The sequence below is a fragment of the Flavivirga algicola genome (assembly GCF_012910715.1).
Taxonomy (GTDB): Bacteria; Bacteroidota; Bacteroidia; order Flavobacteriales; family Flavobacteriaceae; genus Flavivirga; species Flavivirga algicola.
Map to the genome: position 1 here is coordinate 45,278 of NZ_JABBHF010000017.1, position 13,840 is coordinate 59,117.

Consider the following 13,840-nt stretch of genomic DNA (forward strand, 5'->3'; position numbering starts at 1 on the left):
TTTGTTTTACAAATCAATTTGTTTAACTTAAAACTCGTGAAATGAAGACAAACAGTACATTTACAATCATTTTCTTCACAAGAAAATCATCAAGCAAGGCAGATAAATTATCAATCTATGCTCGAATTACAGTCGATGGACAACGCTCTGAAATTAGTTTAAAAAGAAGCGTTCTGGTGAACGATTGGGACAATAACAGGGCTAGATGTAGGGGAAATACAACAAAAGTAAGGTTTTTAAATGCTTACTTAGATGAAGTCTATAATCAAATACTCGATTGCCATAAGCAATTATTTCAGGAAGGTAAAATGATTTCGGCCAGCGCAATAAAAGGGAGGTTTCTCGGTGAAGATGATGACAGGAAAACATTAAGAGAGATTATTACCTATCATAATACCAATATGATTAATGTATTGAAGTTTGGTACTATGAAGAATTATTACACTACGGAGAAATATTTATATAAATTTTTAAGTGAAATATTAGAAGCAGATGATATCTATTTGAAAGAATTAAATTATCGATTCATTTGTGATTTTGAACAGTATTTGAGGAATTATAAGAATTCAAAAAATGAAAATGTTTTAACCAATAATGGTGTTATGAAACATTTAGAAAGATTTAAGAAAATGATAAATCTTGCGTGTAAACTAGAATGGTTAATTAAAAATCCATTTCAACAGTTTCAATTAAAGTTTAATAAATATGACAGGCAGTATCTTACTGAAAGAGAGTTACGGTTAATAGAGGACACGTCGTTTAGTCAACAACGTTTAGAGCGGGTCAAGGACTGTTTTTTATTTTCATGTTATACAGGGCTCTCCTATATTGATTTAAAGGAGCTAACACCAAATCAAATAGTCAGGGGGATTGATAATAATTATTGGATATTTACCAAACGAGAAAAAACGAGTGAAGCGGTCAAAATTCCAATTTTACCAAGAGCACAACAAATCATTGATAAGTATAAGAATGGTTTTGAATCGATAAGGTCAAAAAAAATATTACCTCTTTATTCAAATCAAAAAATAAATAGTTATTTAAAGGAAATAATTGAATCTTGTGGAATACATAAACATATAACATTTCATGTGGCTAGACATACTTTTGCAACGACCGTAATGTTATCTAATGGTGTACCTATAGAAACCGTTTCAAAACTATTAGGGCATACTAAATTGTCAACAACCCAAATTTATGCTAGAGTCGTAGAAACTAAAATCAGCGAGGATTTCCAAAACTTGCTTAAACGATTTGAGGCTAAAAAGAAACAATCTCAAGTAGAGAATAAAAAACAAATTTTTAAGGTCTAAAAAAGATTTCCTTTCCATACGCTTCTCAAAAAATTACGGAAGTGTATGGAAAGGAAATTTTAAATTTTAAAAATCAGGAATACTAATTTTATAAGACTAATTAAGAGAGATTAAAATAAGAGAGCCCACGCGTTGTATATGCTGTTCACATTTAGTGAGTGTCATTTTCAACCTCACCTTACGGGTGTACAAGCACCCTCGTAACCAAATTGGTTAATCTATAATAATTTCAATGCCAGCTTTCTTGGCTTTATATTTTATTTTGATCATTAACTCATAATAACTCCAGTTTCTTAATACAAACTCCTCCTGTTTAGCTATCCCAATCTTGTCTTCCTGATTTAATAGAATTAGTGTTCCAGCCTGATGTTTAATGCAAAAATCGATTAACCTTCTGCTGTATACATGAATACGATGGGATACATAATTACTTTCGGCTTTGCGAAGCCTGTCCACTGCTTTTAATTTTCTTTTAACTCCTTTGCCCGACTTGGAATAAGTAGCCCCAACTTGTGCCCTTTTTAGGGCTGCTTGTATAGCCAACCTTCTATAGAGAAATTCTTCCCTAGTTCCTATAGAAAGTCTGGCTTTACTAGTTTTCACGACTAAGGGGTATTCTAAAGACAGGGATGCCTCCGCAATCACCTCCGGTTTTAGGAAATGCTTTTCTTTTTCAATTTCAAAAACCGGTAGCCAGAAGATTTTACCATCTTTCAATTTAATATGAGAAGTGCAAAGTTTGATTTCTCCTTTTATTACGCGCTCCAATAACGCTCTTTTGTCTGTATAATCCTTTCCTAAATACGTCTTAAAAGGAACTTGAAATAAACGAAAGCAAAAAGCCTTTTTCTCGTCATTATATGATAATCTGCTTATGCCTTCCAAACCAAAAGGAAAAGCCATATCCCTCCTAAAGTTTTTAAGGGAACGTTCACCTTTCCAGTATTCAGGACGATTTTGATTAAAAGAAGCGATTAAAGTTTTGTTCAGGTTGGATAATATGTTCGTGGGGATTTCACCTTTAAAGCGATTTGATATTACACGATAGGTTGTATTCATTCGGGAGCGTTGCAAGATTCCGTACTCATCTTTTTTTTCATCAGCCAATTTATACTTTATCTCCTCTGACAAATAAAAAAAATCCTTGATCATCTCCTGTACATACAAATGAGAAACAATAAGGTTGGCGGCTCTAAAGCATCTGTTTTGCCACTGATAAAGTTTGTCCAAGGCTTCCTTGCGTTCTTCTTGGGTAGGAAGGTCGACCAATATCTGAACCTTTCGGGTTAGTTTGAGTGTAGGCTTTTCCATATCAAGCGGATTCTAATTGTTGCATGAGTTTATACGCTATCATAAATTCATTGTGAACTTTCTTTTTGGATAAATTAAGCTCTGTAGCAATGGACGTAAAGGAATATTTCTTTTCACATCGGAGCTTTAATACTCTTGCTTGTTCCTTGGTCATAACACCTTGAACCTTAATTTCAACAGTGGGCTTTTGTTCAATTTCAAGCGAACTTCCTTGATTAATAATCGTTTTAATATCCTCAATAGCTTGTTTCACTTCGTTACTAGTTTCATTAATACTTGTTCCCATAACCTCAGCAATAGCCTTATATTGAAACTCATATTTTAAACAGAGATCAATCAAATGCCTTCTTTCAGCGTTCAATAGAGGTAATACGTTTTTGATTCGGTTGAAGTTTTTTTGTTCCGATTCATGGTCTTTCAGATTTTCAAATGCATTTACGGGATCATACCCCACCATATAGTCTTGGTAATTGTCGTAATTCTCTAACGAATGGACATTCCTAAAGAACTTATTTTTAGGTTTACTATAGTATGAAATGCATTCTCTTTTCATCACAAACCTTAAGAAATAGAAAATATGTTTAGGAGATTCTATTCGGTCCCTATGAACCCATAATTTTAAAAAAGTATCTTGAACCAAGGATTCTATAGCAAAATGATCATTAATCATTTGCTTACCGACCCAAAAGATACTTCTGTTGTATTGAGCATGAATTTGTTCTAAAGCAGAGGGATCTCCTTTTTTTAATAATTTAAAATTACTATGTGGCATAACAGACCTCGTTTAAACTGGTGATAGCTTCCACCATAATTAAATTTGATTGATATTAAATAGCTGATGCGTATTCTTATAATTTATTAAAGAGAAGATAGCTTTGAAAAAGGTTGAGAAGAGTTACCTTTTTCTACAAACAAAAAGGCGTGGAACTCAGCTTATTGCACTGGAGGTACTGGTATACCTGGAAACAATAAGTGAGCCCACGCCGGTAGACGTGAGCATCTTACTTATCATCTCGTTTCTATTAAATTACCAGTTTTCCAGTACGAGATTCAAAGCGAATGCTTCAATATTTTAAATGAAGAATCGCAAAATTACAATTCATAAATGAATATGAGACAAATATATAAAAATTTACCACACACTCAAGAGTATGTGATTATAAATTTTGTAATTCTTTCATTGTCATATAATTTATACGTATGATTATAGAGATTATAATATCAGAATTTGACTTTTGGATAAAAGAGAATATTCGAATCCAAAGAATAAAGGCAAAAATTGATCAAGTTGAATTAGCCCAGAAGTTAGGTGTCTCGGAAGGTTATATAGGTAATATTGAAAATATAAAAAATAAATCAAAAGCAAATACTAGAATGTTATCTCGTATAGCTTTAGCTTTGGATTTGGATTCTTACAACAAGCTCTTCCCTAAACAAGTTTTAAAAAATGATTTGGTTAGAATAAAATTAGATTTATTTAATATCAACACTCGAAAACAAGTAATGGATGACAAAGGAGGTGTTCCGAAAAGATTAAAAATAGTTTCTGTGAAACCACTAACACAAGATGAAATTTCTCGTTGGAAAAAAGTAAAATCGCCGTATGTACTGAATACCAAAGTAATAAAAAATATCTTCGGCTAAAATATTAGGTTTATAATGGCTATTAAAAAAACAGCTCACGCTGGAGGCGTAAGCTAATTAACTTAATTCCTCGATTCTATACAATTACCAGTTTTCTATTCAAGGTTTTAAGTAATTGTTTTTTTGTGTGAAAACCTATAGGGGTTTCAGATTTGAGAAACTAAGATACTAAAAGTACCAAGGATTTTTGATAAGAAAATTAGAAATAATAAAATAGCCATAATTACCAATAGAGTTGCTGCCAGAAAGGGTATAAACAAATAAATCCATTCTAGCCCATTCCACTCCATTACATAAACACTCCATTTCGGGAAAAGCGCTTCATTAAAAAGATCTTGAACATTAGCCTAAAATATGTGCTCTTCAATTGTTATCCGATTCAGTTTACATTGGAATGGAACATGACATTACTACGATACATTTTAGGCTAAAGTTCGCTTAAGTAGAACTTCAATTGACAGGAAGTGCTACTTTGGATTATTCAAAAGGAGGTATGGCAAACTTATTTGTAAAGAATGCCTGCATTGAAATATCTGATTGCAAAAACTAAACATTTTTACTTTGGGAATTTATATAACTTGCGTAAATTGTGAGAAAATATGTATTTTATAATCGTAAAGAATGGAAACTATAAAACATAAAATTAGTAGAAAATTCCTCATAACCTAATAATATGGTTGGCTATATGAATAAAACTCTTGCATAAAAAAAGTTGTGCTTCATTAAAATAAAAATGTGGTTTAAAAGAAAAAAGAACATAGATTTATTTAATCATCCTCTTGTTTCGCAAATGGATGAAAGAATAACGGGACTTATAAAGGTTGATTTGATTACCTCTGACCAAGAAATAATCAAACGACTTTCTGATGAAGAAATAAAACAGAGTGGAATAAATTCTGAATCAATACTATCTGTATTTGAAAAGTTTAATGAGGATCTGATAAAATTTATTTGTTACAGTTATCATCAAGAAAAAAATTACCATAAAAACAAAAATCAATCGACAGAGGAAACTTCTGAAACTCTAGGATTGAGTAAAGGATTTAGTATAACTTATGCTATTTATTATCATTTTTTGATAAATAATAAAACTGGACTTTCAAAATATTTATCAAAAAGAAAAATTCCCCAATTCGATAAATTTAGTAAACGCCTTGAATTATATTTTTCTCAATCTAAAGGAGTCTCACTATCTGACTCATATATTCAATATGCGGGTGGTTACAATAAAGAAGATGTAAATTCTAATGACATTACAAAGGCTCTAGAAGATATTAAAAAAATGGACGAGGAACACGGAGCTTTTTGGATTTCTATACTAAATGAGGAGGATGAAGAAATGGTAGTAGAAGTTAATAAGGATTTGAATTTATCTTTAATCTTTGGGGAAGAAGAGTTTCAATATCAATCAAAAAATTTTGAAGAAACAAAATCGATTTTGGAATTACATATTAACAAGGAATTTGATAAAATAAAGTCGATAACAAAAAATTAACTAAAGCACAATATTGGCTATAAGTAATTGCTGGTTCTCGCCTAACCTCAAAATCCATCAGGATTTTCAGTTTGGTGTATACTGACAAAGTTAAGTGCTAACCCACGCAACTACTCATAGCAAAGACCGTTGTGTACAATACGAAGAAACAATCTGTAAATTATTAAATGTCAAAGATTTACCATTACACTAAATTAAGTACAGCAATAGAATTTATCTTGCCATCAATGACATTACGGACGAATTTTTTGAATAAAATGAATGGTCCTAAAGAAAATCAGAAATGGAGTTTTGGTGGAATAAATGTTCCATATGAAACTCTGTATGCCGATTTAGACTACGAGACAGATTTGGATAAAGCTCATTTTGATAGTATGTATAAGTTTGGAGAAGAAATCAAATCAAAAATCCAAGCGACCTGTTTTGTTTACTCTGACAAATATCAAGGATATGAAAACGAAATGATGTGGGCTCAATATTCGGAAAATCATAAAGGTGTTTGCCTTGAAATAGATACTGACCTATTCCTTAAAGAAAATGACCGAATAGATATTTTCAAATTTCAGAACATAAATTATAGTCCGAAAAAAAATGAATGGGTTTATTGGAATAGAAATATGACTAAAGAAGAAAATATTGAACAACATATAAAACGTGATTATGAAGCACTTTTCCTTTCAAAGTCTCATTATTGGAAAAAGGAATATGAAAAACGACTATTAATAATTTCAGACAATTTTTGTTATTTAAATATTAAAGAGTCATTAACTGGAATATATTACGGACTGTTTACTGACCAAAATTACGATGTGGCGATTCAGCAATTTATTCAACCTAAAAAAACAAAAACGTATCGCGTCTATTTTGAAGATAACAGACTTAAAAAAATGGAAAGAAAAAGTACTGTACACAACAAAGATGTATAACAGCAATTCCGGGTGGATTCGTGCGTAGTCGAATCCTCCGGAATTGCTAAACTCTGTACTAAAAAAATTAGTAACTTAAAACCTATAACTGATGGTTAGATGACCGTTATGTGCAACCAGACCAAAAATGAGCAAAGGAATAAAAATTGGAAAATGTAAATTATGTCTCGAAACGAAAGAATTGAATTTCGAGCATATTCCACCGCGTTCTGCCTTCAATAAAGACACTAAATATTATATTCTTGACCGAACTGAATATTATCAAAAAGCCAAAGAGTATACTTTTGAGAATCTCAAACCTAAATCACGAAAGGAACAAGGTGGAATTGGACAATTCAGCTTTTGTTTTGATTGTAATGGTTTTTTAGGTTCAAATTATGTTCGGACTTATAAAAAGTTTGCGCAAATAGCAATGAATATTATTCTATCGAATAATAATAACGCTAAAGCATTTGAATTTGACATTTCGGACATAAACCTGCTTAAATTCCTAAAGCAAATAACAGCAATATTTATAGCCTCGAATAAGCATTCATTTATCGAAAGTTATCCAGAACTTTTAGAATTCGTAAAAAACGAAAAATCCACAAAATTATCAGAAAGATTTAGATTTTATATGTACTTGAACAATGAGGGACAAAATAGAAGTGGACACATTCATTTTACGAATCTTTTCGGAACAGTATGCGAATTCACATACAGACCTTTTGGATTTGTTTTGAGCATTGACAATCCGAAAAGAATAATGCAATTATCAGAAATAACGAACTTTAAGCATTACGAAAAAATAAAAATGGTGGATAAATTACCTATCATTTTAAATAAATATCCGACTTATTATCCATTTCCATTGGATTATCGGACTGAAAAAGAATTAAATGGTCGCCCATAACAACGGCTATAATTCATTGTGGCTGAATTTCCTCTCTGAAATTCCTGAATGTTTGCTAACTTTGGTTTACGGCGGAATAGTTCTACTGATACTGAACGATTCCTCAACGAAACCATAGCCAAACCATTGTATGCAATGAACGAAAACCTGACAAACATATTAACAGATAATGGTGAAATCATTCTCGATTCACTAATTGACAATGAAATATTAAAGGAAATTCCGATACTTGGAAATTCAATAAATATTATTCGCGGAATTCGAAGTATTCGCGATAATTCCTACTTAAAGAAAGTAAAAGTTTTTATTGATAATCTCGGAGAACTATCTGAATCAGAAAAAAACAAACTAATTGAAGAGTCGAAAAAAGATGCAAAAAGAAGAGTGAAATTTGGTAACGCTTTATTTACCACAATAGAAAAAAGCGACTCACTTATCAAAATTGAATATTTAGCATTAGCATTTGAGGCATTTCTTAATAATGAATTCCCTGAAAGTGACTTGCGACTCTTGTGTCATACAATTAATAATTCATTTACTGATGACTTAATTGATGTAATTGAAAATGAAACTCCGAAAGGCAACTTAAAATTCTTAGTCGGATCAGGCTTAGCAGATGTGCAATATAGAAAATTGACATTTGATATGGATCATACCGAACCAAAGTACATTTTATCTGATATCGCTGATATTCTAAGAAGAATTTGGAGAAAATACAAGAAGTAATAATTAGTGCATACAACATTGTATAAAAATATTGCGTAAGTTTATTCCTAAATATAAAGGTTAGGTTTTTTTGTCACTCGGTTTTTCCACAGTAAAATACTTGGACACATGACCGCGCTATTCTTATGAGAAGCCTTGAGCAAACATTAAAAAAACAATCGTTAAGAATGAAAATATTTTTGATTTTAATATCATTTCTACTTTTGATCAATTCAAATGTAATGCACCAAGATACACCATTGCAAATTGACTTAAACGGAAATATAATTGGTTTACCCAAAGAGTTTAGTCCTGCGAAATTTGGCTTAAACGAAAAAAAATTGAGAATTAATGACAAAGAAATTGTCTTCCCAAAATGTCTGAATTATTACTTTGAGGAACACAAAAACCCAAAAATAAATTTCTTAGCTTCTTGGTATCATTCAAAGGAAATTATGCCATATTATCTGATTTTTAACATTCACGACAACGATGTGAATTATGGTTATAAAATCTTAGTTGATTTAGAAACCTTAGATTTAATATATGTAAATAAATTTATTAGAGAAGGAAATACAACTTATAATCCGAAAGTGGAATTAGATGAAAAATGTCTGACTGATTATAAAAATGCAATAAAAATCTTGAAGTAATATGTTAAAATTATATCCAACTATACACAATGAAATTGAAGAATTCGGTTTTCCTGCATATGAGTATAAAGGAAAAGAATTATATTCTACTATACATAATGACAAAATTCATTCTTATGGATTGCCTGTATATGAGATTAGAGATAAAGATATTTATCCAACAATTCATAATACAGTTGACAATTTTGGATTACCTGTTTTTGAAATTAGAGAAAGTTCTGTTTATCCAACGATACATAATGAAAGATATGATTTTGGATTGAGTGTATTTGATATAAAAGACTAAAAAAAACATTTGCGAGCACCATATAAGACTAGTTGCTTAAATAACGTAACTAATCTTATACAAACAAGTTGGCAGTAAAATCTTCAAGAAAAATGGCTAAAATAAAAATCGAAATAGATGAAACTGCAAAGGATGTAGAATTATTTAAGTCTCTAAAAAGTATTACACTTGAAAAATCAGAACTGTTTAAATATGCCATTATGATGTGGGAAGTTCCTTCCCATGTTGTAGGTTCTGATTTTGACCACTTGCAATCTAAAGTTCCACATTTGGAAGCAATGCTAACGGATTTTATAAATTTTGATGAAGACCAAATAAATAATCTTTCTGTGGATGATAGAGTTAAAAAAATAGTCTCTGAAGCATTGGGAGTTGGAATTGGATTAAAATATGCAGTGGAATTATTGAAAACAAATCCGAATAAATTTAAAAAAATTGAGCCAATAAAAGATGGTAAATACCTTGACTATTCTACTATTATAGGAAATAAAGAGTATGAAATTGAAACTAAAGGCACTACCAACAAATATTATACATCTTTTAAAGATGATATAATTTCCAAAAAAAAAGATAGCGAATCAAAGAAAGTCCACCTTCGAATGGGAACAATTGCAATGTTTTGTAATAAAGGCGATAAAAGAGCATCTAAATGTGTAATTGTAGATGATCCTCCAGAAAATATAATTAATGAAAGAGATGATACTTTTAAAACTCAACTACTAACCTATGCTTCCTTTCTAAGTCATATTTTTGAATCAAAATATTATAACAAATATATTCGACCAATTCAGAATGATACTTTAGATAAGGTTCAGATAAATGAAAATAAATTTTTTGGTAAATATCTTTTTGAAGGCAATGAGTATTTAGGAGAATATTTCGATTATAGATTAATAAAAGGCAATATTGAAAATTTAAATTCCAGTGCTAGAACGGCAAAAGGTTATTTTAAGTCACTAACTAAAAAAATAGGAAAAACTAAAATTTTTATTGGTCTTGATAAAGATGTCATCGATGCAATCAACCGAAAAGATGAAGAATTTCTTTACCAATATTCATCGAAACAAAAAAAACAAGAATTTAAAAATAAATCATTATTCCTTGATATAGATGGAATTATTATTGTTAAATCAAAGAATGGTTCTGATAAACAAATCGAAAGATTTATGTCTGAGGAAGAAGTATTCTCAAGAATGGGATTATATAGTGCATACAGAAGGGGACAGACTCATAGATGTGGTGCTCCATGTAGAAGTAGGGAATTAGCAGGAAAGCCATGTGACATTAAGACATATAGAGGGAATTGCCATTTTCATAGATAAGATATCCGCTATTGCCAACAAAGAACTTAGTTTAAAAACAAGATGTTTTAGTCCATGTTATAAGTCTTTCGTTATTACTCTTTTATTAATGGCAAAAAAACAATATTCAGTTTTGAACGACTGCATAAACCAGGCTCATTCTTCGCTCTTTTTTATAAGTCTTATCAACTCTGAATATTGAATCACTAGGGCATCAAAAAAAGGTAACAACGAAGGCACTATGAAAAGTAAATCAAAGTATTTTCAAGGATGTATTCGTATCAAAATACTCTAAAAGGAAGTGCCATTAAAAAATCAAAAAAAAAAGGAAAACACTCTGGATATAATAAGTAAACCACTTTTAAATAGTTCAGGGCAGTTTATGAATTATTACAGCACGCAATTTTGAAATCTGGCGTTTCAAACTTCAACTTTTTGTAAAATAATATTTTTTACTACCAAAACATATCATCTGAAATCAAGTCCTGTTTTTATTATATCATTAAAAAAAATACATTTATAAAGCTGGTTATCTAGTAAAAGGGCAACTGATTTTAATAAGGTTGTTTGGAAATTTTGCCAAGCTAAAGCGTGGCGAGATTTGTAAAGCAAGAGGGTAGCGTGCTAACGCAACGCTACGTATTTGATTTGCTCTGCAAAGCCCCATGAATGAAGAGTTTTTTGAAAATTCTAATTTTAGGTCATTTTTGGTTTTTACTAAAAAATGCTCTTAGACAAGTAAAACTGCTAATTTTTTAGTAAAAAAATGGATAAAGGTCGTGAAAAAGAAGCTTTTGTGACGATAAAGATAAAAACAACAATTGCTAATAAGTATAGAATATTCTGCAAGCATAATGGAGTATCTCAATCAATGTGTTTACTTCAAATGATTCAGTTCTTCGAATTCAACGGTCTTGCGCCAACGGATCATTTAGGAGATTCCTTTGCTAAATTGGAAGGTAAGATTAATAAAAGAACTAACGCGATAATTGCTATTATCAAGGATATCGAAAAAAGCCAAACACTACCAACTGTTGCCATGTTACAGTCTCTATTTGACCAACAAATTAAGCAAGAAAGTAATGACTTTGAAGAAGACTTTGAGTTTGTCGAGAGAAAATTTGCTAATGATCAGAATCAAAAGGAATTTGATATGGAAACTACGGTGCCCAGAATTCGATATGAAAGGTTGGAGGATAAAATGAATTCTGTTAAAAGCGATTTTGAATATGTATTGGATAAGGTCAAACCAGTAAAAAGCAACTTCGGGAAAGATTATTTAAAGTTGGAACTTACTATAGAGGAACTTGTAAAATTTAGAAGAATACTCAAAAATACATAAATCATGGATACGTTATAAAGTTTACTATATAATGTACCGTGTCACGTAACTTGAGCTTTAGATAAAAGTGAAAGATGACACCAGAGTTTCTTTAAAAAATTTACCCTACAAGTTTCATCTACGATATGAAACTTGTAACTTAATTATTCGTAAAGCAATTATGACCTTTTGAAGACTACTATAATGAATAATTTGAAATAATTTTTGCTCTTAATCTTTGATAAAGAATTGACGCTTGAGTAAAAGCGTAATATGTGTGGAATGGATTTAGTTATATTTGTTTTAAACCAAAAGAACAATTATGATATCATACGAAATACATGATTTTATAGAGAGATTAAATGTAGATTTAGAAAATAAAGAAATAAGAAGAAGATTCCATGAAAACTACGAATGGTTAGAATCATACTGGAAAAGAAAATTCGCTGGTAATAATGGTGATCAACGATTCTGCAATAATCATGCTGAATTTTATTGGCAAATTGATAATATTAAAAATATAGCAAAGGAGCTGACAAAATTAAGACCTGTTGGTGCGTCAAATAATAATTTTAATCCTACACCTAATATTTTAAGAGCAACATATTTTTTGAAATATCGATCGGATTTATTCGAAGATGATGAGATTGAAATTAATGAAAATGAAATTGAACATGCAGATAATTGGACTAGTGATAGTTTTAGCGCATTATTCGCAATTATTAAGCAAATAAGAGATAATTTGTTTCATGGCCGTAAAATTGATTTAGATTTAATGCAATATGAAAGAAATAAAGTTTTAGTTCAAATTGGTGCTAATTTAACCGATAGTTTATTGGATAATTTAGTTGATGCAGAAGCAAATTTATAATTTCAATTTTGTGTTGTAATTGCTCATCAGTTTTGTATATTTAGACTCTCCCTTTATAGAAATAATTATAATATAATTATAGCAAAATTGATATGAAATTTAAATGTGTTTTGCATATTTGAACTGAATGAAAATTGAAAAAACTGGGGTTATCTGTACAACTAATTAATGAGGAATAGAGAATTAATTATTACTAATATCATAAGCCATTTTGCAGTTTTAAAAGCGGAAGTTGGGTTAAGAAGTAAAGTAAATCTTCAAGATATTAATGTCCATGCAGAACAATTTTATAAGATATTGTTGAACGATATTTTAGAGCTTAATCTAGAAAATATAAATATTGTAGAACAAAATGCTGCAGTAATAGATTTAGCAGATAAAAAAAAGAGAATAGCTATTCAAGTCACTTCGAATAACTCTAAAAAGAAAATAAAGGAGACTGCAGAAGCTTTTAATAACAAAGAGCTTTTTAAAGATTATGACGAATTAAAAATCCTTATAATAAAAGATAAAACAGAAAGAGATGATGTTCTTGAGTATGATGATTTTTCTTTTAAGATGAAAGATGATGTTATAGATATAAACAACATAACTTCTAATATTCTGGATATAGACGATGTAGAGAGATTAGAAAAAATTGAAAAATGGTTAAATGGTGAATTAGTACAAAAACATTATGATGCCAGAATTAACTCAAAACCAAATGAAGTTAAAACGTTTATGACTTTAATTGATATTATTAGTGATGAAGATAATCATAGAGAGTTTGAAATTGAAGATGAACCAGACCCTAAATTAAAAATTGAAACTAGATTTAAAGATTATGCTACTTTTCTTAAAAATTTATACGCAGAATTATATATTGATTATAACTATGCGTTAGTGATCGCGGAATATAGTTCTGAAATTACATCTGTACAAATTAGAAAGATTGGGACTTACTTAAAAGATGTTAGTAACAAATACTTAAGAAGTAGTAATAATGACCCTGAAGAAGCATTAGAAAATTTGTGTGAATATTTTAATTCTTTCTTTTTAAAAGAAAACTTGCCTTTTGATGAAATGGCAATAAAATTTTATTTGATACATCAGTTGATTAGATGCAACGTATTTCCTAATTAA

The 13,840-nt window shown here is 30.1% G+C and carries 14 protein-coding genes; 12 read left to right on the forward strand and 2 right to left on the reverse strand.

Annotated features, from left to right (window positions below):
- Positions 1 to 41: 41 nt before the first annotated feature.
- Positions 42 to 1,313 (forward strand): site-specific integrase, encoded by a 1,272-nt coding sequence (locus HHX25_RS20395; protein ID WP_169677256.1) that lies wholly within the window; start codon positions 42 to 44, stop codon positions 1,311 to 1,313.
- Positions 1,314 to 1,526: 213 nt separating this feature from the next.
- On the opposite strand, the gene HHX25_RS20400 is transcribed toward HHX25_RS20395, so the two are convergent.
- Together HHX25_RS20400 and HHX25_RS20405 are read right to left on the reverse strand one after the other, a co-directional pair.
- The gene (locus tag HHX25_RS20400; RefSeq protein ID WP_169677258.1) at positions 1,527 to 2,624 is read right to left on the reverse strand and encodes a hypothetical protein; all 1,098 of its coding nucleotides are present in this window, start codon (positions 2,622 to 2,624) and stop codon (positions 1,527 to 1,529) included.
- A 1-nt stretch (position 2,625) separates the two neighbouring features.
- Positions 2,626 to 3,396, reverse strand: coding sequence for an RNA polymerase sigma factor (locus HHX25_RS20405; RefSeq protein WP_169677260.1), 771 nt, complete (start codon positions 3,394 to 3,396; stop codon positions 2,626 to 2,628).
- 428 nt (positions 3,397 to 3,824) lie between these two features.
- On the opposite strand from HHX25_RS20405, the gene HHX25_RS20410 reads away from it, so the two are divergent.
- From HHX25_RS20410 to HHX25_RS20460, 11 genes are all read left to right on the forward strand, one after another.
- Positions 3,825 to 4,268, forward strand: coding sequence for a helix-turn-helix domain-containing protein (locus HHX25_RS20410; protein WP_169677262.1), 444 nt, complete (start codon positions 3,825 to 3,827; stop codon positions 4,266 to 4,268).
- A 733-nt stretch (positions 4,269 to 5,001) separates the two neighbouring features.
- Complete coding sequence (locus HHX25_RS20415; protein WP_169677264.1) at positions 5,002 to 5,763, forward strand: hypothetical protein; 762 nt, start codon at positions 5,002 to 5,004, stop codon at positions 5,761 to 5,763.
- A gap of 167 nt (positions 5,764 to 5,930) precedes the next feature.
- Positions 5,931 to 6,689, forward strand: coding sequence for a DUF2971 domain-containing protein (locus tag HHX25_RS20420; RefSeq protein ID WP_169677266.1), 759 nt, complete (start codon positions 5,931 to 5,933; stop codon positions 6,687 to 6,689).
- 127 nt (positions 6,690 to 6,816) lie between these two features.
- Positions 6,817 to 7,581 (forward strand): hypothetical protein, encoded by a 765-nt coding sequence (locus HHX25_RS20425; protein ID WP_169677268.1) that lies wholly within the window; start codon positions 6,817 to 6,819, stop codon positions 7,579 to 7,581.
- A 48-nt stretch (positions 7,582 to 7,629) separates the two neighbouring features.
- Positions 7,630 to 8,307 carry a hypothetical protein gene (locus HHX25_RS20430; RefSeq protein WP_169677270.1) on the forward strand — a complete coding sequence of 226 codons (678 nt, stop codon included), beginning with the start codon at positions 7,630 to 7,632 and terminating at the stop codon, positions 8,305 to 8,307.
- Between the two features lie 125 nt (positions 8,308 to 8,432).
- On the forward strand, positions 8,433 to 8,939 hold the full coding sequence (locus HHX25_RS20435) for a hypothetical protein (protein WP_169677272.1): 507 nt from the start codon (positions 8,433 to 8,435) through the stop codon (positions 8,937 to 8,939).
- A 1-nt stretch (position 8,940) separates the two neighbouring features.
- Positions 8,941 to 9,225 (forward strand): hypothetical protein, encoded by a 285-nt coding sequence (locus tag HHX25_RS20440; protein ID WP_169677274.1) that lies wholly within the window; start codon positions 8,941 to 8,943, stop codon positions 9,223 to 9,225.
- A gap of 92 nt (positions 9,226 to 9,317) precedes the next feature.
- On the forward strand, positions 9,318 to 10,547 hold the full coding sequence (locus HHX25_RS21125; RefSeq protein WP_205958083.1) for a hypothetical protein: 1,230 nt from the start codon (positions 9,318 to 9,320) through the stop codon (positions 10,545 to 10,547).
- A 745-nt stretch (positions 10,548 to 11,292) separates the two neighbouring features.
- A complete protein-coding gene (locus HHX25_RS20450; RefSeq protein WP_169677276.1) occupies positions 11,293 to 11,868 on the forward strand; it encodes a BfmA/BtgA family mobilization protein in 576 nt (191 codons plus the stop codon).
- A 301-nt stretch (positions 11,869 to 12,169) separates the two neighbouring features.
- Positions 12,170 to 12,718: a hypothetical protein gene (locus HHX25_RS20455; RefSeq protein ID WP_169677278.1), complete on the forward strand. Its 549-nt coding sequence runs from the start codon at positions 12,170 to 12,172 to the stop codon at positions 12,716 to 12,718.
- A gap of 168 nt (positions 12,719 to 12,886) precedes the next feature.
- Positions 12,887 to 13,840, forward strand: coding sequence for an SMEK domain-containing protein (locus HHX25_RS20460; protein WP_169677280.1), 954 nt, complete (start codon positions 12,887 to 12,889; stop codon positions 13,838 to 13,840).

Coding starts and splice junctions, on each gene's coding strand:
- HHX25_RS20395 (WP_169677256.1), top strand. CDS start 42: ATGAAGACAAACAGTACATTTACAATCATTTTCTTCACAAGAAAATCA.
- HHX25_RS20400 (WP_169677258.1), bottom strand. CDS start 2,624: ATGGAAAAGCCTACACTCAAACTAACCCGAAAGGTTCAGATATTGGTC.
- HHX25_RS20405 (WP_169677260.1), bottom strand. CDS start 3,396: ATGCCACATAGTAATTTTAAATTATTAAAAAAAGGAGATCCCTCTGCT.
- HHX25_RS20410 (WP_169677262.1), top strand. CDS start 3,825: ATGATTATAGAGATTATAATATCAGAATTTGACTTTTGGATAAAAGAG.
- HHX25_RS20415 (WP_169677264.1), top strand. CDS start 5,002: ATGTGGTTTAAAAGAAAAAAGAACATAGATTTATTTAATCATCCTCTT.
- HHX25_RS20420 (WP_169677266.1), top strand. CDS start 5,931: ATGTCAAAGATTTACCATTACACTAAATTAAGTACAGCAATAGAATTT.
- HHX25_RS20425 (WP_169677268.1), top strand. CDS start 6,817: ATGAGCAAAGGAATAAAAATTGGAAAATGTAAATTATGTCTCGAAACG.
- HHX25_RS20430 (WP_169677270.1), top strand. CDS start 7,630: ATGTTTGCTAACTTTGGTTTACGGCGGAATAGTTCTACTGATACTGAA.
- HHX25_RS20435 (WP_169677272.1), top strand. CDS start 8,433: ATGAGAAGCCTTGAGCAAACATTAAAAAAACAATCGTTAAGAATGAAA.
- HHX25_RS20440 (WP_169677274.1), top strand. CDS start 8,941: ATGTTAAAATTATATCCAACTATACACAATGAAATTGAAGAATTCGGT.
- HHX25_RS21125 (WP_205958083.1), top strand. CDS start 9,318: ATGGCTAAAATAAAAATCGAAATAGATGAAACTGCAAAGGATGTAGAA.
- HHX25_RS20450 (WP_169677276.1), top strand. CDS start 11,293: ATGGATAAAGGTCGTGAAAAAGAAGCTTTTGTGACGATAAAGATAAAA.
- HHX25_RS20455 (WP_169677278.1), top strand. CDS start 12,170: ATGATATCATACGAAATACATGATTTTATAGAGAGATTAAATGTAGAT.
- HHX25_RS20460 (WP_169677280.1), top strand. CDS start 12,887: ATGAGGAATAGAGAATTAATTATTACTAATATCATAAGCCATTTTGCA.